Origin of the sequence: Thermococcus sp. (assembly GCF_027011145.1) — an archaeon.
Lineage (GTDB): Archaea > Methanobacteriota_B > Thermococci > Thermococcales > Thermococcaceae > Thermococcus.
The window spans coordinates 25,445-49,755 of the sequence record NZ_JALVAO010000063.1; the positions used below are offsets into that span (position 1 = coordinate 25,445).

Consider the following 24,311-nt stretch of genomic DNA (forward strand, 5'->3'; position numbering starts at 1 on the left):
TCAACGACCTCCCGTAACTGTGATTTTATTTGAAACGACGTCGGTACCGCAGAGGTGGGCCCCGCAGTTGAGGGTGTAACTCCCGGGAGAGAGGAAGACAGCTTCAAGGGGTATGTTCAGGGTAACCGTTTCTCCCCGGGCAACATGGACGCGCCACACTATCCTCCAGCCGGAACAACCGCAGTGGCAGTGGTCCATCATCAAATCCGCCCTTCCAGAGCTTGGCCTCGGCAGACCAACGACGTAGAAGGCCCTCCAGCCGGGGTTAGGGATGGAGTCCATTATCACGAAGTCACCCTCTTCGCCGTTGTTGGTGAAGTTGAGCTGGAGCGTTATCGAGTTCCACTCACCAACGGGATAGAAGTAAACTCCCCCTACTATGGACTTAACCAGGACGTAGGGGGTTTCAACGCTCGCGTACATCGAGCAGTCCCCAATCCTAGCACTTCCGCCGTCCCACTCCGCGTAAACGGTGAGGGAAACCCCATAGGTGCCATCTGTGACGTCTTCATCGACGGAAAAGTTCCCACCGACTGCGACGGATTCACCCGGCTCAAGGGTATAGGTGGAGCTGTCAACATCGCCACTTAATCCCCGTGGAAGGGACGAGCCATCGGCCTCGACGTGAATGGTGATTGGCCTGTCCATCAGGTTCTCAACGGTTACCGCGGTGAACTCCACACCGGAACTCGCGTTAACAGGAACCGGGTCTGATAGACAGCGGTACGCGATGTAGGAATTGTCTCCCCCAACAACCCCAAACTCAACATCCCTGCTGGAGGTGTAAGCCTGGAAGTTCCCGCTCGAACCCACAATGAAGAGCAGTCCGAGGAGGAAAGCAATAAGGGGTAAAAACTTTCTCATGCTAACCATCTCCTAGAAGTTTGGAAAGGAAACTTCCCCTCCGTTTTCTGATTCTAAGGACGTCCCCCTCCGAAATCCCCGCAAGGCAGTAGAAGACCACGAGCAGTCCCGCGAGAAGAGTAGCGTAGGCAACGAGCGGAAGGTAGGGGCTGAGGGAGTAAAGGAAAACCACGAAGGAAGCAGGAAGAACGGCCGGATACGACCTGACCCCGAACTCCTCCCTGTAAATTCTCGTGTCCCGAGGAACGGTAACATGAACCGAGAAGGTGACACTTGAACCCCCACCTATGCGAAAGAACGTCGGCCCGGTCAGGTGTGCTCGCTCACTTTCACCGTCCACGAAGTAGTAGAAGGGGTAAAATGCGTTGTTCTCAAGGGTGAGGTTCCTATCAAAGGTCGAGCCGGGTAGATACCAGCCCTCCCTCTGGTTGCCGGCCAGGGTTGAGGAGTATGTAAGGGCTAGCGTTCCCCACGAGGCGACAGTAACAAAGAGGAAGCCCGCTATTATGAGGGCCGACGCGACGGCGTAGAGGGTCTTAACGCTCACTCGGTAGTATTTGACCCGTTTTCGTTTTTTATTCCCGCCGGAGAAGGTGAGAACGGCACCGGCGATGAGGAGAATGGCTATCGCATAGGGGTTGTCCAGCTTCAACCTTATGGAGTTAATCAGGTCTCCGCCACCTCTGAGGAGGAGTGGCTTACTGAAGAGAACGACCACCTTTCCTGCCACATCTGAATCTTTGACAGGAGGATAAAGGCCGTCCTGCTGGTCGGTGGCGACGTTGTTGTCGCCCTTGGTCAAGATGCCATTCCCCGTTATCGCGAAAATCCTGTGGACCGTCCAGCCGTCGCGCTTGTGGAAGACCACGATATCGCCGACCTCGAAGTTCCTCGCGAGCGGGTTCATCAGAAAGAGGTCGCCTCTGTTTATGGTGGGCGTCATGCTATCGGAATAGGCATAGGACAGAAACACGGGGCGGTTCAGGAAAAAGCCGGCTAACGAACCAAGGAGAAAGACAACCACGATGAAAGCAAACGTGAACTCGAGCAGTTTCTTCATAGCTACTCACCCTCAAAAGGGTTGGGGCAAGGCCCCGGAAGAAAATCACGGGCCCTCGCTAGGGCAGGCTCCAGCGACGGCCTCAATGCTCATCTGGAACTGGTATCCCTGCATTGCGGAGTTGGTGTTGTCGAATACCATTCCAATCGGAACGGGGTTTCCGTGGGTTACGGTGAAGTTTATGTTGTGGGCCGATCCGGCCATAGGGCTGTCGTAGGTTCCGGCGAAGATAAGTACATCTGGGTGTGAGGTCTTTATGGTGACGCATATCGGGTAGTCCGTCCCGTTGTTCTCCCAGAGCTCGTTGCTTACCTCGAACATCTCCTCAAAGACGTAGGTTGTGTTCGGGCTCATTCCGGCACCCCCATCGGCAGGGTGGTTTGGATTATACTGGCTGATGTCAACGTAGAGCTTTCCAGCGTCGTAGGTCACGTAGGGCTGGAGAGCAGTTAAGTCAATAAGCTCGTTGTCGTCGGACACAACGTCGAAGCTTGCCTGCCTCTCGGCAGAGTAATACCTGAAGTTCGCCCCGGCACCAACTGCCAGGAGCATTCCAACCATCAGTAAAGCCAGTCCAAACAGTTTATTCATCTCTCATGCCCCCCTCATGACCCCTGGCCACACTTGCCGACGAGTTCACTGGGTTCAGTGCCGAGCCTGTATGCCTGAATGTGTATCGTGCTACTTTCCGTGGTGTTGAGAGGTAAGTTCCCAACGTCGAAGTCCATACCGACCTTAACGGCCTCCCCCGGACTAAGGAGGAAGCAGACGTCGTTCTTGGCCATGTCGCTGGCGTAAACAACTGCCCCGGTGCTGACGTCGTGGATATCGTGGTCCGCCCCATAGAACTGTATAGCGGTGTTGGCGTTGGTAATCCTCACGACTATGCTCATGTTGTCCTCCCAGAGGTCGTTGCTTACGGCGAAGACCTCATCAAAGTTGTACTCCGAGTTCGGGCTCAGACCCTGGCCGTAGCCCGGGTAGTTCGGGTTGTTGGGACTTATATCAACGACGAGGACGCCACCGTCGTTTATGTAGGCGTAGGGCTGAATCGGCGTCAGGTCAATAAGCTCGTTATCGTCGCTGACTATGTCCCAGTGGACACTCCTGTCAGCATTGTAGTCCCGGAAGTTGGCTCCAGAGCCAAGAACGAGACCAAAGGCCACGAGCAGGCCAAAAATTCCAAGTGCAAGGTTTTTTCTCATCTTTTTCGCCTCCAGATTGGAGGCACTGTGGAAACGGAAGCCAGCGGTGAACGAATTCTCACCACTGCAATGGTGAAATCAACGCAGTGCCCGGCAACCCATAGGGTTGCTCAATGATACCTTGAACCATTGGAGTATATATGAAATGCCAGATTAACGGCGGGTAATGGAGGATTACCCAAAAATCTCAGACCCGCCTCATCATCCTCCGGTGAATCATACCCACTCCTGCGTAGACCAGCGAGGCGAAGGCTAGGTGAGGGTTCTCCAGGTAGAGGGCCGCCGCGAGAAAAATCAGGGAGAGGCCCACGTAGAAGGAGCTCCAGCTTATGTCGTTCTTCTTGACCGTCTCCATGTAAAGGGTAACGTCCTCGGGAACCTTAACCAAGGTTACAATCCCGTGCCTGAAGGTTATAACTCCCTCGCGCTCAAGTTTTGGAATGTGGGTCTGGATTAGACTCACGTAAACGCTCTTCCTGTGCTTCCTATCGGTGTTCCCCTCGCTCTCGGCTATGTACTCGACCATGTCCCTCAGCTCGGCCCTCCCCTCGGACTTCTGGAGGTACTCAATCATGAGCATCCTCCTGCTGTTTCCCAGTATGACCGAGGAGGTTCCCATGGCAATCACCGTGCCAACCTGTAGTGCTTTCTGCCGTTGGTGCCTACTCTCGTCTCAACGATACCATCTTCGGCAAAGCGCCTCAAAGCCCGTTCAACTCCCTGTCTTGTGACGTCAAAACCCCGTTCCATGAGAAAGCGTGTGATGAATGCAACCGTCAGCTCTCCATCATTGAGAACGTCAACAATCTCACCCTCGAAATCGTGCCTCATTTTTTCAACCTCCCTGCCAGAGTAAGATCCGGCCATGGTAAAGTTAGGGGAGGAAAGTATTTAAACATGCCCAAAAAGTTCGTTGATCAAAGTTTCAACATAAATAAAGCTAAAACTGGCCGTTTTTCAAAAACGAACCCTGAACTCGGAGTTACCGCCAATGGAACCAGTGGTAGAGTGGAACAATGGATGGGGTGTGGGCATTAAAAATCCGAAAACATCACACATGAAGAGAGCAAAAAACATCAATTGATAAAACTGCTCAGAGATTTCCCCAAAAGCCAGGAATTGCTGAGTAAAAAAACAACCAATCCGGATACTCATAGGGGTATAATATGAGGTTCGAGAAACGAAGTATGGAGGGGGTTCGGGGTTCTGGAGCCCTTAAGCGATGGTAGCCCCGCGGGGATTCGAACCCCGGTCGCGGGATCCAGAGTCCCGCATGCTTGGCCGCTACACCACGGGGCTGTGCCCGTTGAATAGCTAAAGAGGAGGATTTATAAATTTTACTCCCAGAAACTTTGCCTTCTCAAAGTTTCATCAAAGTTGGAGATTTCCAAGCGGGGAGTTAGAGAGTTTGCACATTCAAACCGCTCTTTTGAAATTCACGTTTCACAGGCCTCAAAACACGGTTTAACACCAAGAAGCGCTCCTTTGGAGCACTTTTAACAAATAAAAATCCCAACTAAAGGAATTTTGAAAACAAATTTTCAATTTAAATTCCTCCTAGAGATGCAAACACTCTAGAAATCCCCGGAATCCCCGGAAAAGAATCACAAGCCTTGATCAAACCGAAGTTTGTAACTGGCGGGCCGGGCGGGATTTGAACCCGCGACCTTCGGCTCCGGAGGCCGACGCTCTGTCCAGGCTGAGCCACCGGCCCAACCCAGAATGAGTATCTAACGTAACTTAAAAACATTAACCCCTGCCAAAACACTTTTTAGGATAAAGAAAAAAGTATTGGTAGGTGAGACAAATGGAGCCCCATGAGTTCAAGCTCACAGAGGAGGGCATTAAAGCTGTTCTTCCTCCACTTGAGGCTGAGATAATGGAACACATGTGGAAAGTGAAAGTCGCAACCGCAGGCCAAGTTTATGAGTACATGAAACAAAAACACCCAGAAATAAGACGATCTACCATAAGTATTCTAATGAACCGCCTCTGCGAAAAAGGGCTTTTATCAAGGAGAGTTGAGAAGGGCAGAGGTGGAATGAGATATGTATACTCAATAACAACGACAAGAGAAGAGTTTGAGCAAAAAGTTGTTCAGAGTATTCTCGATGCTTTGATGACGAACTTCAGAGAGGCAACTTATGCATATATCTCAAGGATAAAGAAGTGATGAATAATGCTTTACCTCATCCTTATAATCGAGGTTATACTCCTCCTTGGTGCTCTCGGAGACCTCGGGATTATAACCACAATAGGAGCAATGGCATTCCTCACCGTGCTGTACATATGGGCAACAAAACACAAATTTGGAGAGAACCTCATTCCCCTAGACCGGGAAGAAATGCCCTGGCTCTACGATGGCATCGCTGAACTCGCCAGAAAGGCAAACATTCCAATGCCCCGAATTTATCTGCTCGACGACTACATACCCAACGCATACTCCTTTGGGAATACAATAGTTTTATCTCTTGGCCTCTTCGAAGTTCTGGATGAAGAGGAGATAATAGCAGTTGCTGCGCATGAACTTGGCCATATAAAGAACCGCGACACCAGGTGGTTTCCTTTGATAATTTACGGTAGGGCCCTGATGATGATAACAACGTTACTTCTTGTTTTGGCTGGAAACCTGCCAGTAAAAGCCACATCTCTCATTCTTTACCTGGCGTACGAACTTGCGAGAAGTGACTTCATGAAAAAGAGGGAGTTCTTAGCAGATGAAACTGCCCTTAGACTACTGTCAGTTCCCCTAAGCCTCAAAAGGGCTCTTGAAGAGCTTAAGTACTACGAAGACCTGAGAATGAAGGTAAAGGTCAGCGCCGTTCCGAGCATTGAGCCAAATATAGAGAGGGAAAAGCGCTTTGCATTTTTCACGGAAACACATCCAAGCTACGAGGAAAGAATCATACGAATAACCTTTGAAATGAACAACCTAATGAGAATGAAGCAGGTGCAGTAACATGGGAATAGAGATTTACCTCGACAGGGAAAAGGCCGAGAGGATTAGAAGGATAAGACCCACTAAAGACGAATACTTCATGCTCATAGCCAAACTCGTTTCCCTCAGGGCAACGTGTCCAAGGCTTCGCGTTGGGGCCGTGGCTGTTAAGGACGGCTACATCTTGGCTACTGGCTACAACGGTGCACCGAGGGGAATGAACCACTGCATTGATGTAGGCTGTCTCATCGTTGACGGCCACTGCCATAGAGCCGTTCACGCGGAGCAGAACGTCATAGCGATGGCGGCTAGAAAGGGCATAAGCCTCGAAGGGGCAACGCTATACGTTACTCACTTTCCCTGCGATACCTGTTTCAAGCTTCTGATAAACGCTGGCATAAAGGAGATTGTTTACGAGGAGATGTATCCAAACGAGGCAACGGAAATACTCCTCAGAGAGGCCCAAGAGAAGGGAATAGTAAAGATTAGACAGTTCAAACTACCAAAGGAGCGCGTTAGAGCGTTCCTCGAAGAACTCTTTGGGGAGTTCATTTGAGCTTTTTCTCAATTTCCTCAAGCCTTTCGTTTATTTCCTCAAGCTCGATGGCGACCTTTCTAGTGAGTTCCGTTATTTCGCGCTCGGTTCTGTCAACGGCCAAGTAAACCTTGAATATCATGAGATATGCCAGACCTATGGCAACGACGAAAAGGGCATCCAGCCCACGGCCAAGGCCAAGTATATTTTTGATTTCGTTTGCAATCCTAACCGGGAAAAACGCGACGATGAACAGACCGAGCAGAATTGCCTCCCAGAACAGGAAGTCCCCCCACTCAACTTCACCGCTCCTGTATTTGCCGAGGACATAAACCATGAGGGTAACCACAACGACGAGGGTTATCATCTGGACTGCGTACATTTCCCTCACCTCAGCTTGTCAAAGAGAAGGTTGAGCGCTATCTTAACGCCTTCCAAAACGTTCGTTCCCTTCTTCATTGAATACTCGGTATAGACAGCCTTAATTGGCACCTCAACGATTCTACAGCCGGCCTTTGATGCCTCAATGATAATCTCACTCGACACGGCATAGCGGTCGCAGGTTATCCGTATCTTCCTCACGCAGTCACCGCTGAGGCACCTCAGCCCGCTCTGGCTGTCGCTGACGTATCTTCCGGCAAAGAGGGCCGTGACCGCGTCGAGAACGAAGTTGCCGAACTTCTTTATAAGGGGCATCTCACTGGTATCGCCCTTGAGCCTCGAACCGACGGCAAAATCAGCCCTTCCTTCAGCTACTGGTTTCATGACGCGAAGTGCATCGCCGATTAGGTGCTGTCCATCGGCGTCAAAGGTGATGACGAGCCTCGCGTTTTTTCTTACCGCGTAGGCAAAGCCCGTTCCAAGAGCACCGCCGAGTCCCCTGTTGACGAGATGATTGAGAACGCGAACACTGTAGGAGCGTGCTATCTCCTCAGTTCTGTCCCGTGAGCCGTCGTTTACAACCACTATTTCCTCCCTCTTAAAGTACCTCAGAAGGTCCTCCAGAACGGAGCCGATGGTCTTTTCCTCGTTATAGGCAGGAACAACGACGTAGGTCGAGAGGAGCCTCTCAATGAGTTCCTTCAGGTGAATCAGGTTGGTCACTTCAAAATGGGACTCTGCCTTGACCTGAAAGCTCATCCTGCCGTGTTCATGCCCCATAACAAGAACGCTGAGCGAACCAAGCTCCCTAGCGGGGATAACGTCATAGCCGTGGTCCCCAACGACGAGGGTTTTTTCGGGAGGGACGTTCAGGGTTTCGAGAATTTTCTTCAGCTGGCCCGGATTTGGTTTAAGCTCTTCAACGGGAACGTCGTCCCTCGTTAAGATTACATCGAAGTAACTGGACAGGTTATGGCTTTCTAGGGCAATGAGAGTGGCTTTTCTGGAACTCCGGGTCATGAGGGCGAGCTTTATTCCCCTGCCTTTGAGGTAATCGAGGAGTTCAATAGCGCCATCGAAGAGGAAGCTATCCTTCATTCTTTCCCCTTCCAGCTCAACGAGAATCGAGTAGAGCTCCTCGAAAGGCCTTCCCGTCTTTCGCGACAGCTCCATAAGGCCCTCGTACATGGGAGTTAGCTCGCCTATTTCCTCGGCCGGAATCCCAAGGGAGACCAGCCTTCCCCTGAGCTCTCTTTTAACTTCGCTGAAGGGCTTCTCAGCCCCAACGAGAGTCCCATCGAGGTCGAAAACAACCGCCCTGATGTCCATGCTACCACCGAAGGGTTTATTTTCGCTCCCGCGTAGGGAAGCCGGTGTCAAAGATGATAGTGATGATTTCACTTATAGCTTTAATCCTTTCGCTCGCACTAACGGCGTACATAAAGGACGCGATGAAAAGGGCAGGAATCGTGGGTAAAGATATACACAAGCCCGAAAAGCCCGAGGTTCCCGAGATGGGGGGGTTGGCGATAGTTCTGACCGTTGGAATCCTCGGGGCGCTCCTGGGGTCAGATGCACTCGCGGTTTTCCTGCTCTTCGGTCTGATTGGGGTTGTTGATGACATAACGAACCTGAGGCAGTCCCATAAAGTGGCACTATCGCTCCTCGTCTCAGTCCCGGTGGCGTTTTTAAATGTCGGAAGGAGCGTTGACGTTTTCGGATATTCACTGAACCTAGGCCTTCTCTACCCGGTATTTGCCGTGCTCTTCGTCACGGGTTCGGCAAATTTGGTCAACATGCTGGCCGGATTCAACGGTCTCGAAGTTGGCACGAGCGCGATAATACTCTGCTTTTTAGCGCTCATCACGGAAGGAACCGCAAGGGACCTCGCGTTGATTGGCCTTGGGGCCTCCCTTGGCTTCCTCTGGTGGAACAGGTATCCTGCAAGGGTCTTCCCCGGCGACACAGGAACGCTGAGCCTTGGAGCTCTGATAGGCCTCGTTGGAATTCTCGGCAAGGTCGAGGTTTACACAGCAATCATGCTGATTCCCCACTTTCTGGACTTCACGATAAAAGCCCTGGGAGTTCGTTTTGGCGTGAGGAAGCACGGGAGAACGGAAGTTTTGCCAGACGGAACGCTAAAGGCACCGCCGTATCCGAGCTTCCTGGGAACGATAATGAAAAGGGTTAGGGTTACGGAGCCAAAACTCGTGGCAATCGTCTGGGGAATAGAGTTTATCCTTGGCCTTCTCGTCTGGGTTCTGAGTCAATTACCTTGACCATTCCAAAGCCGTACCTTGTCTTTTCTCCAAAACCCGTCTCATAGCCAAATCTCGCCAGCTCTACCGAACCGGTGTAGCGAAACACCATGAGGGAACTCCTGAAGTACGTGTCCCTGACAAGAATCCTTACGGGCTTGAACTTGAGAACCTCAAGCTTGAACTCCTTGTCCTCGGGCATGTGACCGTAGATTGCGGAATAGCGCATTAGCATTACCTTGCGAAGCTTGTCAAAGAACATCTCATCGCTGGGATAAAGGTCCCATATCTTCATCCTGCCGTTGACAAACTTGACAGTTCTCACCATTATCGGACTTAAAGTCGAGAAGAGGACTTCGTTTTTGATTTCGGGTTCTTTGAGCACTTTAACATTATCGGCAATGAACGCGGCGTTTCCAATCTTGAGGAGGGGATCATCGAGAAAACCCTCCGCAACGGCTTTTATTAGCTCTGGAGAATGTGAGGAAACGTAAAGGGAAACGTCGTCAGAGAGAACTCTAATCCCAGCATCGGGTAAAAGCTCCCGCTTACGAACCATTATCCGCGAAAATGTAAAATGGTCGGCGTGACTCGTTTCAACTTCACGAGCAAGTTCAGGAGAAACAAGATAAATCTTTTCAATAATTTGAGAATAAACTTCATAGTTATAATTAAACGGCAATATTGTACCTTCTTCGGCAGGTCTTAGTTTGATCTCTATTCTCATTCCACCCCACCCCGGTTTCAGCATGGTGAGTTGGAACTTAAGGTTAATAAGAATTTCGCGGGTTAAACATCCATCTAATTACTATTTCAAAGAGTGAGAATGAATTGTTTAATGAATGCATAAACCCAACAAGGTTAAAAAGGGTCAATAAATAATGAAATAGCAGAGAGGTGAGATGCATGAGTATTGAAGATGCCAACATCCCGGAAAGTTACGATGACTACATCACATTCTTGAAAAGAAGGATTAGACAGCTCGAACTCCAAGTGAGAACGCTCGAAGCCGATAAGGAGAGACTGGAGAGGGAACTTTCGCGATTGAGGATGGAGATGTCGAGGCTCAGACAGCCCCCGGCCTTTGCGGGCAACGTTATCGAGGTTCTCGACGACGAGAGGGCTATAGTCCAGAACTACAACGGACCGCGCTTCGTTGTTAGAATCGCCCCCTGGATTGAGAGGGACAAGCTCAAGCCCGGCTCAAGGGTAGCCCTCGACCAGAGGACGATGGCGATAGTGGAACTCCTTCCGACTGAGAAGGACCCGAGCGTTCTCGGCTTCGAGGTCATAGAGAGGCCAAAGGTCACGTACGATGACATCGGCGGTCTGGAGAAACAACTCCAGGAACTCAGGGAGGCCATAGAGCTTCCGCTCAAACATCCAGAACTCTTTGAAAAGGTCGGGATAGAACCGCCAAAGGGCGTCCTCCTCTACGGCCCGCCGGGCTGTGGAAAGACCCTTATGGCAAAGGCCCTTGCGAGGGAAGTTAACGCCACCTTTATACGCGTAGTCGGTAGCGAACTCGTGAGGAAGTTCATCGGCGAGGGTGCCCGGTTGGTTCACGAGCTGTTTGAACTCGCCAAGGAGAAGGCCCCAACGATAATCTTCATAGACGAGATTGACGCCATAGGCGCGAAGAGGATGGACGAAACGACGGGTGGCGAGAGAGAGGTTAACAGAACCCTCATGCAACTTTTAGCGGAGATGGACGGCTTCGACCCGCGCGGAAACGTCAAGGTCATAGCCGCAACCAACAGGCCCGACATACTCGACCCTGCATTGCTAAGGCCGGGCAGGTTCGACAGACTCATAGAGGTTCCGCTCCCGGACTTCCGCGGAAGGCTTGAGATACTCAAGGTTCACACGAGGAAGATGAACCTGAAGGACGTTGACCTGCGCATCATAGCCGAGCTCACAGAGGGCGCGAGCGGCGCTGACCTAAAGGCGATAGCGACGGAAGCTGGCATGTTCGCAATCAGAGACAGGCGCGAGTACGTTACGCAGAATGACTTCCTCAAGGCGGTCGAGAAGGTCTTGGGAGCCGAGAGGAAGCTCGCCCAGGCGATAGCGATGCACGAGGTCATGTACGGCTGACCCTCGTTTCTGTCTCCTTTATTATTACCTCGGCCAGAACGTAGAGAACCGCTATGGAAAAGAACGCTTCTCTATAACCCAGCCTGTCTATCAGGTAGCCGGTGAAATAGGGCCCGACGGTAGCCCCAAAGAAGCCCACCATGTTAACGAATCCCATAACGGAGCCCAGGTTATCCTTTTCCGCTGTTTCTGCTGTGAAGGCTGTGACCATCGGCCCCACGGAGTAGAACGTCAGGCCGAGTATCAGAACAGGAACGAGGCCGGGCCTTAGGGCAAGGAGCACTATGAAAACCGCGTTGAAGATGAACACTACCTCCAGCGCCCTTCTTCCGAGCCTGTCGTAGAGAAAACCTCCCGCGAGAGAACCAACTACACCAACTAAGGAGAGCAGGGAGAACAGGTAGGAAGCCCTCTCAACCCCCATTCCCCCGTGGGTCAAGAACGCCACGAGAAACGTCAGAACTCCAAAAAAGGCCATGAGCGAGAGAAAGTTGGCAAGGGCAAGGTTTGTTGACCCGACTTCAATGGAAAGCCTTGCCCTTACCCGTTTCTCCTCAAGCTTTCTAAGGGACGAGAGGAGCAGGACTCCCACAGCCGAACTCATTATACCCAAAACCGGAAAGGCGTAGCGCCATCCGAGGTTCAGGGCTATCGGCACGACAATGAATGGAACTATGCCGGAACCGACGGGAGGACCGAGCATAAAGACACCAAGGGCAGAGCCCTTCCTCCTACCGTAGGCCTCGGCTATTAAAGCCGTCGCAGGGGCGTAGTAGAGACCGGAGAAGAAGCCGTAGAGGGCCCTGAAAGCCAGAACCTCCCAGTAACTCGATGCAAAGAAGAGCATCGCCGATGAGAGGGAGTAGCCAAAGATACTCAGTGTGAGAAGCTTTCTCCTTCCAAAGCGGTCTCCGAGGTAACCGGCGGGAACCTGAACGATGGCGTAGGGAAGGAGCAACGCTGTCATCAAAAGACCGGCCTGAGCGTTCGTGAGATGGAACTCTGACTTAATCATGGGCAGGAGCGGAGAAACCACCATCCTGTGGGCGTAGTTGAAAATCCAGCCCAGAGTTATGAGTAGCAACTGGAGGAGCATAGCTTCGATGAACAACTGAGCGGTTAAAAATCTGTCGGACAAAGGTGTCCAACTAAGGTTTATAAGAATCCAAGACAAGTAACGCCGGGAGGAGAGAAGGAGATGGTAAGCAAACTGCTGGCTCTTGAGGCCTACCCGCGCCTCCGCGACCTGGACTTCAGAATCCTCAGGGGAGTAGAGCTAAACATGAGACACCACAAGTGGGTTCCACTGGAGGACATAGCCCGCTTCGCGAGGGTGGACGTTGAAACGGCGTCCTTTCGGTTGGGCAAGCTAGACGACATGTCCCTAGTCAGACGGAGGAGCGACATAGGATACATAGGCTACCAGCTGACGATACACGGCTACGATGTCCTGGCCATAAGGGCACTCGCGAGGAAGGGTGTCGTGGAGGCGATAAGTACAACCCAGATAGGCGTTGGAAAGGACGCCGACGTTTACGTTGGAATAACGCCAACCGGCGAGAAGGTCGCCGTTAAGTTCAACAGGATAGGCGGAAGGACGGCTTCCCGGAGGGCGGGCTACCATTCCCACGTCTTCGCGGACAAGCACCACACGAGCTGGCTCTACGTTTCAAGGCTCATAGCCAAGAAGGAGTACGACGCACTGGTTCTTCTCAGCCCAATAGCGAGGGTTCCAAAGCCGGTAGCGTGGAACCGGCACGTTCTGGTAATGGAGTTCGTTGAGGGAACCGAACTGGCCGAGCTAAGGGACGACGAGCTCACCAGAGAGGAAGCCGAGAACTTCCTCGACAGAATCCTGGAGGAGTACCTCAAGATAGTGCGCTTTGGAATAGTCCACTCCGACCTGAGCGAGTTTAACGTCGTATTAACAGGGGACGACATCCTGATAATAGACTGGGCACAACACCTCACAACCGCCAACCCCGAGAGCTACGAGCTGTTGAAGAGGGATTTGAACGTCATAATCAACGCCTTTAGGAGAAGGTGGAGAGTTAACAGGAGCTTTGATGAAATCTGGCCGGCCTTTGAGGAGGCATGGCATGAGAGCAGGGGGGAGGGGCATGGTGATTAAGTACGAACCCCTGAACAGGCGCGAGAGAATAGTTAGGCTCTTCCGCGAGGCCATCGAGGCGGAAAACAGGCGAGACCTCGAAACCGCAAAGAAGAAGCTCGACGAGATACTCCACGAGAGCCTGGAAGTCGAGCCTGAGTTCTACTTCGAGGCCTGCTTCCGCCTGGCCGACATCTTCCTTCAGGAGGACAACTACAGGGGAGCCGTCAAGTGCGCCCTCAGAGCCATTCTAAGGGCTCCAAGCGAGGACCACTACAGGCTCGGCATTAAGAGGCTCGGCGACATACTGGCGATAATCAAGAGGGAAAACCGCCTCAGCGAACTTGCCGAGAACATGGAGGCGACGCTCAGGCTCATAGAGGAGGACGAGGAACTGCACCGCTTCACCCTAGCGCTTGTAAAGCTCGCAAAGGGCGAAAAGGTAAGGGAAAAGTTCCTCCTGCCAGAGTTCAACGAGGTCTTCGAGAGCCTAATCGAGTAAGGGTTTCCTCCACATACCCTTTTTCCGGCGGAAACGGGAAGTTGTAGGGCTCTCTTCTCGGCCTCTCGTTGTAGTATGGCCTGTTACATGCCGGACAGCCGTGGGTAGAGAAAACAGACGGCGGAACATTGAGGTTATCAAGGTCAAAGCCGACTATTTCATTGCCCTCAAGGAGTATTCTGTCCACCAGGCCGTTCTCCACCAGCCACCTTGCAAGTTGAATCCTCCTGTAGCGCTCAAGGCTCGGTGGTGAAAGGTTCTCAAGCCTCGTTCCCTTAAGGGGAGTGAACGCGAAGAGAGAAACGTCTGCTCCTGTAGAATAGGCCCTCTCAAACGTCTCGATTAGCTCTCTGTCGGTTTCTCCGAGGCCGACTATAACGTGGACGAAGGCCCTTCCAGAACCGAGGACATCAACGATTCTCTCGGCGAAATCCCACATCTCTCGCCAGTCAAAATCGGGCTTGAGTGTTTTGAAAAGCCTCTCGCTCGCCACGTCGAGGCCGACGCCAACGTAGTCAACGCCCAAGGATTTGAAACGCCCCAGCGTTTCAGAATCAACGGGCGTTATTGAGATTGAAACGGGAAGTTTAAGGGGTCTGAAAGCCTCGAGAAGGGCAAAAACGTCGTCGAGCATGCCCGGATAGTCTATGGTCTGGAGGCATATCCTTCCGAAGTGGCCGTTAGGGAGGGCTTTAACCACTTCCTCAAGCTCAAAGGCCGGCCACGTCACGCGGGAAAGCCTGTCAAGGTTAGCTTTGCTCGTCCTTGCCTGGGCGCAGAAGGCGCAGTCGTTGGAGCACTTACCGGGCCAGTACGTCATGAGATAAGCGGTCGTTGGCCTGGCCATGAGCCTGGCCCTGATTAGTCCCATCGCTATCGCGGTTCCGTAGGAGACCCTAACGAGCATTCAGCTTCCCCCACAAAGCTGGAGCATAGAGGGTTATAAAACCAGCCCCCAAAATGAGTGGCAGGAGCGGGAAAACACCGTAGTAGCCCTTAAGCTGGGCGACGTAGCCGAGGCTCACCTGGCCTGCCAGCATTCCAAGGTCGAAGAACATCGTGTATATTCCCGAACCCATCGTCCGTATCCTCTTTGGAAGACTTCCGAGGGCCATAAGTTGCATGGCAGGAACGGCCAGACCAAAACCAGCCCCTATGAGACACGCACTCAGATAGGCCATAGGCGGGAACAGGTAAACGTTGAGGAGCACGTAGCCTGCAAGGAGGAGGATTAGTCCAAGGGTTATCACTGGAACGGGTCCCTTCCTGTCGGCGCTTTTACCGCCGATAACCCGCGTCATAAAGGAGAAAAGCCCTATTACCATCATGTAGTAACCGAAGAGGCTCTGGGGAAGCGAGAGGGACTTGTAGAGCGCCGGCAGATATGTTGTAACACCCGCGTAACTAACGGAGAAGAGAAAGAGCGTCAGCGATGCCGAAACGAAGGAAACCCTGAGTAGCTCGCGGTAGCTGGCCTTCTCGTGCTCCCTCGGTTTAGCTATATCTCCTGCTTCCTTCCATGCCACGAGGGCAAAGAGAGCTCCAACCGCCGAGAACAGGGCAGTAAGAGCAAAGGCCCCCGAGAAACCTATGGCATCGGAGGCGTAGCCACCTATGGCGGGACCAACTATATTCCCCAGGGAGAACATCATCCCACGCCAGCCGAGTGTTTCTCCGACCCTGCCTTCAGGAGCTAAATCCACCGCCGTTGAGAGGCTGGAAGGAAAGAACAGGCCCATCGAAAAGCCGTGGATTGCCCTCGCGAAGGCGAAGAGGTAAACGTTGGAGCTTAATGCAGAGACCACGTAGAGAACCCCTGCGAAAAGACCGAGTAAATTGCCCCCAACGAGGGCATGAAATCGATAACCTTTATCCCCAAAGGCACCGCCTATGGGCTTTGAAACCAGAGAGAGGAAAGAGGTTATTCCAGCGATAAGGCCCACGAGGAATGGCTCGGCCCTTAAGCTGACGAGAAATGGAGAAACAACGGGGGTAACCACACTTATCCCGAGGAAGAAAAAGAACGTTGAAAAGTTCAAAAGCCAGACGTTCCTCATCGAACCCACTAAACACCAGCCTCCGGCTCGTCCATGCCGTCCTTCATGAAGGCGTAGCTCATGTGCTTTGTATTCTTCGCGAAGCCGACGTTTCCGCGGGAATCAACCATGATTATGCCCATAGTGTCCTTCCCGAAGTACTTGGTCGCGAGGCTTATCGCGGCATCGCTGGCCGTCTGTGCGTCCATGCCGAGCCTTACAAAGTCGGTGGCGCTCTTCGCCAAAGCCAACTTTATGGCAACCTCTCCGAGACCCGTGCAGGAAGCCCCGGCAACTTCGTTGGCGTACGTTCCCCCACCGATTATTGGGGTATCACCAACGCGACCGAACATCTTGAGGAAAACCCCGCCCGTTGAGGTTCCCGCAACGACTTCATCACCGTCGAAAGCAACAGCTCCAACCGTGCTCCTCAGAACCTCGGGATACTCCTTTATCAACTCGTTGAGCTTCTTCCAGTGCTTGGTTTCGCCCTTCTCAAGGAGTTTTTTCCTGAGCTCCTTCCACTGCTTCAGCCTCTCCTCTGTTATGGGGTCGTACTCCTCGAAACCAAGAAGCCTCGCGAATTTTACGGCACCTTCACCGATTAGGAGAACGTGGTCAGTCTTCTCCATTACCTTTCTGGCAACGCTTATCGGATTTTTAACCCCCCAGATTCCGGCAACTGCACCAGCATCTAAAGTTTTCCCGCGCATTATTGCCGCGTCCATCTCGACCCTTCCGTCAAGAGTTAGAACACTCCCTGTTCCTGCGTTGAAGAGCGGGTTGTCCTCGAGGGCTTTTACAGCCTCCTCAACGGCATCTAGAGCTGAGCCCCTCTTAAGCTCGCGCCAGCCGGCAAGAACAGCCTCCCTAACACCGGCTATAACCTTGGGTATTCTCTCCTCCTTTTTGATAGTCCCGGCGCCACCATGGACTATTATCGCGACCATTAGAACCACCGGAAAAAGTTCCCTCGAAGGGTTAAAAGAATTGTGGAAACGAGAAGAAATCAGCTGAGGGACATGTTTATTATCGTCTCTCCGATGTTCTCGATGTACTCAAGGATTCTCCTGAAGCTCTCCTTCGCTATCGACTGCCTGTAGTCGGTGGCCTTAATCGTGGCGCGGATTTCAAGCATGAGCCTGTCTATCTCCTTGAGATCGCGCCTCTCAATCTGGGTTACCATGGCCTCAAACTTTTCCCTAAGATATGGAACGTCGATTTCACTGGGATTCTCGGCGATTCGAATGATGTGGTCGCCTATCCTCTCGATGTCCCGGGCAATGAACAGGATTCCCATGAGGTCAAAGGTTCTCTTCACGATTCCGCTCTCTTCAGTAACGGTGTGCTTGCTTAGAAGCCTGTTGACGGTTCTTATTATCAGGAAGTAAAAGCGGTCGAGCTCGTTTTCTAGGTCGTTTATGTCCCGTTTTATCTCGCCGTCTTCTCCCCTAATGAGAAGCTCGAGGTCGCCGAGCATCGAAACGACGATGGAGCGAATTCTCCTGAGGAGCTCAGCGAGGTTTACTTCGTCCTCATCAAGCAAACTCTTGGCGACTATCCTGGTCGGCTCGTCAAGGATTATCTCAACGCCCGGAAGACTCTGGAGAACCTTCCTGATTTTTACCTTGTAAATCGGCATGTCTTCATTTAGTTGAATCTCAAGAACGTCGTAGCCCTGAATGTAAGCAGAGATTACAAGCCTGATAGCCATGTCCGGTGAAAACTCCTTTGAGAGGGCTAGAACTTTCTTCTCACTCACTTCCTTTGGCTCGCTTGGGAATATAGTTATGCTCCCGTCAGGATTTATAACCAGTGGTATCGTGTCCCCCTGCTTTAGGCCATGCTCCCTAACCCACTTTTTGGGGAGGGAAATTATGTATGAGCTTCGCCCCGTGAACTGTATTTTCCTGAACTCCATAGCTGGCACCAACGATATATAGAGGTAGGAACTTAAAGGCTTCATTTCGATAATCTTATAAACGATTTGAAGAACATTTTATCATGTTCTCTGAATACGGTAGGGACGCGAAAATCCTCATAGGGGCAAACGCAGTTGGCCAGACATTTCTGTGGTTCTCCTTTTTTCTCCTGCCCTTTTACCTTAGAGCTCTCGGTTATAACATGCGAGCAATAGGAGCATTTTTCTCAACACAAACAATTGTGGGCGGTATATTTTTCCTCCTTGCAGGGCCGATATCTCTCCGTCTCGGCTACAGAAAAACCCTCCTCCTGAGCGCGTTTCTAGGCTTAACAGGGAGGCTCCTCCAGGTGCTGGCCATAAATTCCCTCGTTCTCTTCCTGGGCTTCCTCCTCGTTGGGATGAACATGGGACTAAGGCAACCTAACTACAACGCCTACCTGAGCGAGCTCGTTCCCGAGGAGAGGAGACACGAGGCCTTTTCCAAGAGCTTTGGACTCGGAACCCTCTTCAACTCATTGGGGGTTCTCCTCGCGGGTTTTCTGCCGGGCTATCTTACGGGCCTGTCCCTCGCCGAGGAAACCGCGTACAGAATAACGTTTTCCCTCTCGCTCCTCCAGTTCGTCTTCGTTATTCCCGCCCTGCTTATGGTCAGGGACGTCGTTGTAAGGGAAAGAAAGATTAGGTGGGAAAAGACCCTCGTTCTCAAAATCCTCAAGTTCTCCCTGCCGAGCGCACTCATAGGCCTCGGCGCGGGAATAACGATACCCTTTATGAGCCTCTACTTCAAGCTCCGCTTTGGAGAAACCCTCCAAGCAATAAGCTGGATTTTCTTCTTCCAGCAGTTGGCCATGGGGCTCGGCTCCTTTGGATTGCCCGAGCTCGTCAAGAAATACGGGCCCGTAAAGGTCATAACAGCATTCCAGGGGACGGCCACCTTCCTCCTCGTGGTGTTTCCATCAATAGAGACCTTCGCTTTAGCGGGAGCGGTTTACGTCCTCAGGGCAATACTCATGAACATAATCTGGCCCATAAACAGCTCCTTCATGATGGGGTTCTTCAGAACCGAGGAAAAGGCCACGGCCAACGGAATCCAGCAGGCGTTTTCGACGTTTATGAGGGGAGTAGGAAACTCAATAGGCGGAACGCTCTTCGCCGTTTCCTTAGCTTATCCCTTCTACGCCACCGCGCTCCTCTATGCCTCTGCAACGGCACTCTTTTACGCCTTCTTCATCAAACACAATGGGGAGAAAAGATAGTTACTCCTTAGCCAGCTCCTCACCGCGCTCTAGAGCTTTAAAGTTCATCTCCCAGAGCTTCTCGCGGAGGGTGAGCTTTATGCCCTCAAGCAGGGACTCGCGCCTCAGAGGAACTAGGCCCTTACCGTGGGCGTAGCCGAGCATCAGAACGCCCAAAGTACGGGGGTTTATCTTATCAGCTTCCCTCTGGAAGTTGGCCATGTGAACCGAGCAGATTTTTCCTATAGCGTCCCTTATCTCCTCGAGCTCGGGATAGCGCTCCTTGCCGACCAAAGTGGTTGCAGTGTGGATTGGATAGGCGTTGATTATCGCCACGCTCTTCTTTCCTAAAAAGCGGGCGTTCCTCAAAGCCTCGGCCGGCTCGAGTGCCAACATGAGGTTGGCCTTGCCCTCCTCGATGAGGGGCGAATAAACCTCCTCACCGAAGCGCAGATAGCTCAGAACGCTACCGTAGCGCTGGCTCATTCCAAGGGTCTCACCTATCCTAACGTTGTAACCCTCGACCATAGCCGCGTTCCCGATTATCCTGGAGAGGGTCAAACTGCCCTGGCCACCGACACCGGTGATGATAAGGTTGAACTCCATGAACACCACCGAGATTGATTGGGGAGAGGGAATAAAAAGCTAAGCTCAAAAAAATTCGCCTAAATACGTAATTTTCCCGAAAAATTCCTTGTCTTTCTCACTATATCTTGCTCAAATGTCATAGAATTCTATTTAAGGGACAACACCAAAATCTAAGAACATGACGTTCGAGGAGTACTACTCGGCATTCAAGGCATACAGCGACATATACTCCGACGAATACAAAAGGAGAATCGAAAGCCTGGAGCCACTCCTTGTAAAGTTTATGAAAGAAAAGGGCAAAGTTCTCGACCTCGGATGTGGGGCGGGGGGATTTTCCTTCCTCCTCGAGGACCTTGGGTTCGAAGTTATTGGAGTTGACAACAGCGATTACATGCTGTCCCTTGCACAGAGCTTCGCAAAGGAGAAGGGCTCAAGGGTCGAGTTCGTTAAAGGTGATGCCAGGAATTTGCCCTTCGAGGACAGCTCCTTCGACTACGTCCTCTTCATTGACAACCTCGTGCACTTCGAGCCTTTGGAACTCGGGAAGGCCTTTCGAGAGATCGCCAGAGTTCTGAAACCCGGAGGAAAGCTATTCCTCCAGTTCACGGACCTTAGGGAACTTCTCCCTGTTCTAATGAACGGACAGGTTGTCGGTGCCGAGTACTGGATTAGCAAGGTTCTACCGGACAAAGACGAGAAAACCGTTCTCATAGAGTTTCAGAGTGAGGATAAATCCTTCCGCGTCAGGTTCAACGTCTGGGGAAAAACAGCAGTTGAACTTCTGGCAAAGCTCTACTTCAAAAAGATTGCCGAGGAAAAAATAAACGAGCACAGCTACTTTCAGGTCTATGTGCCAAAAAAATAGGTCAGGCCTCAAGGCGGAGGCGTTTGATGACGAATTCCCTGTCGAGGGAAGCCAGGAAAGGAGCCAACCTCGGTCCGCGATCCTTTCCGATGAAGAGATTATAAAGGATCTTGAACCATCTCTTACTGGGAATTCCACGTTTTTTGGCAACGTTGAAAATGACATTATTTAACATATCAACAGTAAAGTTCTTATTTGTTTCAAGCCATTCTGCAAGTTCTTCAAGAGCGTCTCTTATATCATGTTCAAGTTTGAGATTAGGTAAATTTTCAAGTACTTTGAACTTTACGTTATCGGGGGCATATTTTTCAACCCAGTTCTTGGCGAGCTTTATGCGGAGCCTAATTCTCTCTAGGTCTTCTTCGCTCAGCTCCTTTGGAACGTGACCCTGCTCCTTGAGAACGCGAATTATTCCTTCCTCGTCAAGGTGTGGCATCTGGACGAGAGTTACGAGGAAGCGGAACGGGGCCTGGGCCACCAGCCTTTCAGGAACCTTTGGCATCGAGAGCTCGTAGGTTCTCTTCAGTTCCTCCTCTTCCTCAGAGTTCTTGGCCTTTTCAAGGCCGAAGTATATCCTTTCGACCTTGTCGAACTCGTCGTAGAGGTTAAGGAGCCCAAGGCCAAGGTCAATCTTAAGCTCTTTATTTGGCCTCGCCTTTGCGTAGATAAACCGGATTATACCCGGCTCGAGAACTTCATAAAGGTCACTGAGGAGAATAACGTTACCCTTTGAGCCACTCATCTTGCCCTTCTGACCCTTTATTCCGACGAACTCGTACATCAGCGTCATCGGGGCCTTCCAGCCAAAGACCTTCTCGGATATCTCCTTTCCGGTGTCATAGGAGCTTCCAGCAGCTAAGTGGTCCTTTCCGGCCGGTTCAAAGTCAACCTTGAAGTGCGCCCAGCGCATCGGCCAGTCAACGCGCCAGCGAAGTTTGACGTTGCCCTCCCTTATGTCGGTCTCTCCTTCCTCTCCACAGTGCTCACAGCGATATTTAACCTTCCACTCGCCATCCCAAGAAACGAACTTCGCCTCGCGCCTACACTTCGGACAGTAGACCATCACCGGTTGCCAGCTCTCTTCGAGAGGTGGCTGTTTGGCCCTCTCGCGGTACTTGTCGAGTACTGCCTTAATTTCGTCCCTCTTTTCGAGGGCGAGCCTTATCTCGTTGGCGTATTCTCCAGATTTGTACAGTTCGCTCGCGTAGAGGAAATCCGCCTCGATGCCGAGCCTTCTCACTTCTTCCTCGAACTTCTCCATGAAGTGCTCTGCATAACTATCATGACAGCCCCAAGGATCAGGAACCTCGCGAACGGGTTTCGTGAGGTGCTCTCTCCACTCCTGCGGGACGTTCTTCGGAACCTTTCTAAAGCGGTCGTAGTCATCCCACATGTGGATGTGCCTCACCTTCTTGCCCCTATCTCGGAGGGCGTGGCCGACAATGTAAGCCGTGAAGAACTCTCTAAAATTGCCTATGTGAACATAACCACTCGGGGTGATTCCACTCTCAACGACGTACTCCTCCTTATCGCCCCTTTCTTTGAGTATCTTCTCCGCCATGTAGTCAGCCCAGTGAACCATCCTCACCACCCCACTTAGCTCGGGAAAAGGACTTTTAAGGTTAAGCTTTGTAAAAAGAATAAACGAAAAATTTTTCTGACAACAGGCTTTACATTTCGCGGGAACAAAAATGATTGAATGGATACCCTACGCAGGTGTTGCCGCAGGTATTATTCTCCTCGCAATAGGCATAACACAAAAGCTAGGACATGAATGGGCGTGGATAAACCGGAAGATAATTCATTTCAGCATTGTTCCAGCCGTTCTAATGTTCTACTACGGAAAAATTCCAGCCAAAGTCTTCAGCGTTTCGGCTTTCGCCTTTGGACTAGTTCAGCTGTGGCCACACATTAAAAAGAAAGAGTTCTCGTGGTATCAAATTGAGCACAACTACGGCGAGGTTTTCTTCGCATTTTCTGCCTCGGTAATCCCGCTTATTCTGCCGGTTAAGTACGCCACAGCCCTGTTACTCGCGATGGCAATAAGCGATGGGGTTACGGGCATAGTGAGGCACCATTACTTTAGAAGGCACGGGTTCAACGTAAAGCTGAAAAAGCACTGGACCGGAAGCCTGGCCTACCTAATTACCGCAGTTCTGATAGCATTTGCGTTCCTCGATGGAGGGATAATAAAAAAGATTGCGTGGGCCGGAATACTGACGCTGGCAGAGTATCAGGGCTGGCTCGACGACAACCTTGCAGTTCCGCTCGTTGGAAGTTTGCTGTTTTTCATCTACTGAGCCCACCGAACCTTAAGGCTGTCCTTCTTTACCTTTTTGAACTCAGCAACAAGGGCCTCTCCGGTCTTCTCCATGAAGTCATCAATGTCTGTTATTCCAAGCTCCTTGAGACCGACTGCATCCACACCCTCGGGGATTCCTTTGGCTTCAACGTTTATCCCGATGTGAATCTTGACGCTGACGGGGGAAACTGTGGCTATTGAGATGCTAAGCTTTCTGCCGTTCACGTAGATGTCGTCGCCCTTTCTGGTAGTCTTTATCCCGTATTCGCCGAGAACTTCACAGAGCCTTGCTATAAACAGCTTCTGGAGGGTTGAGGCGAAAAGCGCGTTGACCAAATCAAAGACCTCAATTATGTAGTGCACCATGTCGTCGCTTTTGATTTCCTTGCTCGCCCTCAAATCTTCTATATCAATCATTTCCTCGACTTTAACGTCGCACTTCCCGCGGAAGACGACGAGCGAATTTCCAAGGATTCCAAAATTCCTGTAGGCCCAGTGGCTTTTAATTGCCGAGCCGTCGTAATCAATGCGCCTATCCTTGACAACCAAAAGCTCCATATCAATCACCCCAGCTTTTCAAGAAGTTCCCTTAGTTCTTCAAAAGATTTCGCATCCACCCACATGTGCACGAAGTCAACCCGAGGATGGTCATCTTTATCATGTCGGCCCTGTTGGATGATATTCGATTTTTTTGGAAGTAGTCCCAGAGGCTGAAGCCCTCAAGGATGGGCCTTACCTTATCCTCGATGTTCCAGCTGGCGATGGTTAGAACAAACCTTTCGCCTGTCCATTTGAGGAACTCGCATCTCCATGGTTCCAGAGTGTGCTATCTAAATCAAGAACTAGCAGTTTTATCAAAATCACCGAGATAAGAACGGCAGGAAGAATTTAATCTTGTTGAGTTCTACAGAAGAGTCAAGTTAGGTTAAGTCAGCTGAGGGCCGTGCATAGGCGAGCTGGTCTATCAGACGCCCCGCCCGGGGCACTCGGGCTGTTGGGAGCGGCAGGCTGAACGGGTCGGTTTCCCTTCCCGCTTACACCCCCGCCCCATCAAACGGGTCTTCTTCCCGAGCCCTCGTCCTGGGCAACGGACCGGTCGCCCAGGCCCAAACGCCCAGGAATGGCCGCCTATTTTCGGGGACCGCTTCGGCCTTAGATGCTTTCAGGCCTTATCGGACGCGGCGTAGCTGCCCGGCTATGCCCTGTAGGACAACCGGTAGACCAGAGGCCGCGGCTCCCTGTTCCTCTCGTACTGGGGGAGCCTTCCCCTCAGGCGGCCAGCACCCCCGGTAGATAGCATCCGACCTGTCTCACGACGGTCTAAACCCAGCTCACGTTCCCCTTTAATGGGTGAACACCCCCACCCTTGGCCCCTGCTGCAGGGCCAGGATGGGAAGAGCCGACAGCGAGG

General features: G+C 51.7%; 27 protein-coding genes, 2 tRNA genes and 1 rRNA gene. 10 read left to right on the forward strand and 20 right to left on the reverse strand.

All coding sequences use genetic code 11. The annotated features are described in order from the left end of the window. The 8 genes from MVG27_RS08760 to MVG27_RS08795 form a co-directional block, all read right to left on the reverse strand. Window positions 1–873 (reverse strand): hypothetical protein, encoded by an 873-nt coding sequence (locus MVG27_RS08760; protein WP_297556522.1) that lies wholly within the window; start codon window positions 871–873, stop codon window positions 1–3. Then, window positions 866–1,924 carry a signal peptidase I gene (locus MVG27_RS08765; RefSeq protein WP_297548964.1) on the reverse strand — a complete coding sequence of 353 codons (1,059 nt, stop codon included), beginning with the start codon at window positions 1,922–1,924 and terminating at the stop codon, window positions 866–868. Before MVG27_RS08765 ends, MVG27_RS08760 begins: the two co-directional genes overlap by 8 nt. Before the next feature lie 45 nt (window positions 1,925–1,969). Next, the gene (locus MVG27_RS08770; RefSeq protein WP_297548966.1) at window positions 1,970–2,515 is read right to left on the reverse strand and encodes a DUF1102 domain-containing protein; all 546 of its coding nucleotides are present in this window, start codon (window positions 2,513–2,515) and stop codon (window positions 1,970–1,972) included. 14 nt (window positions 2,516–2,529) lie between these two features. Then, on the reverse strand, window positions 2,530–3,129 hold the full coding sequence (locus MVG27_RS08775; protein WP_297548968.1) for a DUF1102 domain-containing protein: 600 nt from the start codon (window positions 3,127–3,129) through the stop codon (window positions 2,530–2,532). A gap of 187 nt (window positions 3,130–3,316) precedes the next feature. Continuing rightward, window positions 3,317–3,748, reverse strand: a complete 432-nt coding sequence (locus MVG27_RS08780) for a hypothetical protein (protein WP_297548998.1) — start codon at window positions 3,746–3,748, stop codon at window positions 3,317–3,319. Window positions 3,749–3,753: 5 nt separating this feature from the next. Continuing rightward, window positions 3,754–3,996, reverse strand: coding sequence for a hypothetical protein (locus MVG27_RS08785; protein ID WP_297548970.1), 243 nt, complete (start codon window positions 3,994–3,996; stop codon window positions 3,754–3,756). A gap of 356 nt (window positions 3,997–4,352) precedes the next feature. Next, window positions 4,353–4,428: transfer RNA gene (locus MVG27_RS08790), tRNA-Gln, on the reverse strand. 337 nt (window positions 4,429–4,765) lie between these two features. Then, window positions 4,766–4,843 (reverse strand) — tRNA-Arg (locus MVG27_RS08795). A gap of 93 nt (window positions 4,844–4,936) precedes the next feature. Here MVG27_RS08795 and MVG27_RS08800 point away from each other — a divergent pair. From MVG27_RS08800 to MVG27_RS08810, 3 genes are read left to right on the forward strand one after another with little or no spacing between them, the layout of a single operon-like run. Further along, on the forward strand, window positions 4,937–5,302 hold the full coding sequence (locus MVG27_RS08800; protein ID WP_297549001.1) for a BlaI/MecI/CopY family transcriptional regulator: 366 nt from the start codon (window positions 4,937–4,939) through the stop codon (window positions 5,300–5,302). 6 nt (window positions 5,303–5,308) lie between these two features. Further along, window positions 5,309–6,088, forward strand: a complete 780-nt coding sequence (locus MVG27_RS08805) for a M48 family metalloprotease (RefSeq protein ID WP_297548972.1) — start codon at window positions 5,309–5,311, stop codon at window positions 6,086–6,088. Between the two features lies 1 nt (window position 6,089). Then, complete coding sequence (locus MVG27_RS08810) at window positions 6,090–6,623, forward strand: cytidine/deoxycytidylate deaminase family protein (RefSeq protein ID WP_297548974.1); 534 nt, start codon at window positions 6,090–6,092, stop codon at window positions 6,621–6,623. Here MVG27_RS08810 and MVG27_RS08815 read toward each other — a convergent pair. Both MVG27_RS08815 and MVG27_RS08820 read right to left on the reverse strand, forming a co-directional pair. Next, window positions 6,616–6,984, reverse strand: a complete 369-nt coding sequence (locus tag MVG27_RS08815; protein WP_297548976.1) for a DUF2304 family protein — start codon at window positions 6,982–6,984, stop codon at window positions 6,616–6,618. The genes MVG27_RS08810 and MVG27_RS08815 overlap by 8 nt on opposite strands. Window positions 6,985–6,989: 5 nt before the next feature. Further along, window positions 6,990–8,312, reverse strand: coding sequence for an HAD-IA family hydrolase (locus MVG27_RS08820; RefSeq protein ID WP_297548977.1), 1,323 nt, complete (start codon window positions 8,310–8,312; stop codon window positions 6,990–6,992). A 53-nt stretch (window positions 8,313–8,365) separates the two neighbouring features. Between MVG27_RS08820 and MVG27_RS08825 the strand changes: the two genes are divergently transcribed. Then, a complete protein-coding gene (locus MVG27_RS08825; protein WP_297470921.1) occupies window positions 8,366–9,262 on the forward strand; it encodes a glycosyltransferase 4 family protein in 897 nt (298 codons plus the stop codon). Here MVG27_RS08825 and cas6 read toward each other — a convergent pair. Then, the gene (gene cas6 / locus MVG27_RS08830; RefSeq protein ID WP_297548978.1) at window positions 9,219–9,968 is read right to left on the reverse strand and encodes a CRISPR-associated endoribonuclease Cas6; all 750 of its coding nucleotides are present in this window, start codon (window positions 9,966–9,968) and stop codon (window positions 9,219–9,221) included. The genes MVG27_RS08825 and cas6 overlap by 44 nt on opposite strands. Window positions 9,969–10,147: 179 nt before the next feature. On the opposite strand from cas6, the gene MVG27_RS08835 reads away from it, so the two are divergent. Beyond that, complete coding sequence (locus tag MVG27_RS08835) at window positions 10,148–11,338, forward strand: proteasome-activating nucleotidase (protein WP_297548980.1); 1,191 nt, start codon at window positions 10,148–10,150, stop codon at window positions 11,336–11,338. Here MVG27_RS08835 and MVG27_RS08840 read toward each other — a convergent pair. Then, window positions 11,325–12,434 carry an MFS transporter gene (locus tag MVG27_RS08840; protein WP_297549003.1) on the reverse strand — a complete coding sequence of 370 codons (1,110 nt, stop codon included), beginning with the start codon at window positions 12,432–12,434 and terminating at the stop codon, window positions 11,325–11,327. The genes MVG27_RS08835 and MVG27_RS08840 overlap by 14 nt on opposite strands. Window positions 12,435–12,536: 102 nt before the next feature. Between MVG27_RS08840 and MVG27_RS08845 the strand changes: the two genes are divergently transcribed. Both MVG27_RS08845 and MVG27_RS08850 read left to right on the forward strand, forming a co-directional pair. Further along, window positions 12,537–13,469: a serine/threonine-protein kinase RIO2 gene (locus tag MVG27_RS08845; protein ID WP_297548982.1), complete on the forward strand. Its 933-nt coding sequence runs from the start codon at window positions 12,537–12,539 to the stop codon at window positions 13,467–13,469. Then, window positions 13,459–13,950, forward strand: coding sequence for a hypothetical protein (locus tag MVG27_RS08850; RefSeq protein ID WP_297548984.1), 492 nt, complete (start codon window positions 13,459–13,461; stop codon window positions 13,948–13,950). Before MVG27_RS08845 ends, MVG27_RS08850 begins: the two co-directional genes overlap by 11 nt. On the opposite strand, the gene MVG27_RS08855 is transcribed toward MVG27_RS08850, so the two are convergent. From MVG27_RS08855 to MVG27_RS08870, 4 genes are read right to left on the reverse strand one after another with little or no spacing between them, the layout of a single operon-like run. Continuing rightward, window positions 13,919–14,857: a radical SAM protein gene (locus tag MVG27_RS08855; RefSeq protein ID WP_297548986.1), complete on the reverse strand. Its 939-nt coding sequence runs from the start codon at window positions 14,855–14,857 to the stop codon at window positions 13,919–13,921. The genes MVG27_RS08850 and MVG27_RS08855 overlap by 32 nt on opposite strands. Then, window positions 14,847–16,007, reverse strand: a complete 1,161-nt coding sequence (locus tag MVG27_RS08860; RefSeq protein WP_297549005.1) for an MFS transporter — start codon at window positions 16,005–16,007, stop codon at window positions 14,847–14,849. Before MVG27_RS08860 ends, MVG27_RS08855 begins: the two co-directional genes overlap by 11 nt. A gap of 8 nt (window positions 16,008–16,015) precedes the next feature. Then, window positions 16,016–16,936, reverse strand: a complete 921-nt coding sequence (locus tag MVG27_RS08865) for an isoaspartyl peptidase/L-asparaginase family protein (protein ID WP_297470916.1) — start codon at window positions 16,934–16,936, stop codon at window positions 16,016–16,018. 59 nt (window positions 16,937–16,995) lie between these two features. Further along, window positions 16,996–17,907, reverse strand: a complete 912-nt coding sequence (locus MVG27_RS08870) for a phosphate uptake regulator PhoU (protein ID WP_297549007.1) — start codon at window positions 17,905–17,907, stop codon at window positions 16,996–16,998. Window positions 17,908–17,990: 83 nt separating this feature from the next. Between MVG27_RS08870 and MVG27_RS08875 the strand changes: the two genes are divergently transcribed. Continuing rightward, a complete protein-coding gene (locus MVG27_RS08875; RefSeq protein ID WP_297548988.1) occupies window positions 17,991–19,166 on the forward strand; it encodes an MFS transporter in 1,176 nt (391 codons plus the stop codon). Here MVG27_RS08875 and MVG27_RS08880 read toward each other — a convergent pair whose 3' ends face one another. Continuing rightward, window positions 19,167–19,751 carry an indolepyruvate oxidoreductase subunit beta gene (locus MVG27_RS08880; protein WP_297549009.1) on the reverse strand — a complete coding sequence of 195 codons (585 nt, stop codon included), beginning with the start codon at window positions 19,749–19,751 and terminating at the stop codon, window positions 19,167–19,169. Between the two features lie 160 nt (window positions 19,752–19,911). Between MVG27_RS08880 and MVG27_RS08885 the strand changes: the two genes are divergently transcribed. After that, entirely contained in the window at window positions 19,912–20,598 is a 687-nt protein-coding gene (locus MVG27_RS08885; protein ID WP_297548990.1) for a class I SAM-dependent methyltransferase, read from the forward strand. A 1-nt stretch (window position 20,599) separates the two neighbouring features. Here the strand turns inward: MVG27_RS08885 and lysS are convergent, their stop codons facing one another. Further along, complete coding sequence (gene lysS, locus MVG27_RS08890; RefSeq protein WP_297549011.1) at window positions 20,600–22,180, reverse strand: lysine--tRNA ligase; 1,581 nt, start codon at window positions 22,178–22,180, stop codon at window positions 20,600–20,602. A 109-nt stretch (window positions 22,181–22,289) separates the two neighbouring features. On the opposite strand from lysS, the gene MVG27_RS08895 reads away from it, so the two are divergent. After that, window positions 22,290–22,898, forward strand: a complete 609-nt coding sequence (locus MVG27_RS08895) for a hypothetical protein (RefSeq protein WP_297548992.1) — start codon at window positions 22,290–22,292, stop codon at window positions 22,896–22,898. On the opposite strand, the gene MVG27_RS08900 is transcribed toward MVG27_RS08895, so the two are convergent. After that, window positions 22,892–23,458: a DUF366 family protein gene (locus MVG27_RS08900; protein ID WP_297548994.1), complete on the reverse strand. Its 567-nt coding sequence runs from the start codon at window positions 23,456–23,458 to the stop codon at window positions 22,892–22,894. The two genes, MVG27_RS08895 and MVG27_RS08900, sit on opposite strands and share 7 nt — an antisense overlap. A gap of 416 nt (window positions 23,459–23,874) precedes the next feature. Next, a 23S ribosomal RNA gene (locus MVG27_RS08910) occupies window positions 23,875–24,311 on the reverse strand; the annotation flags it as partial.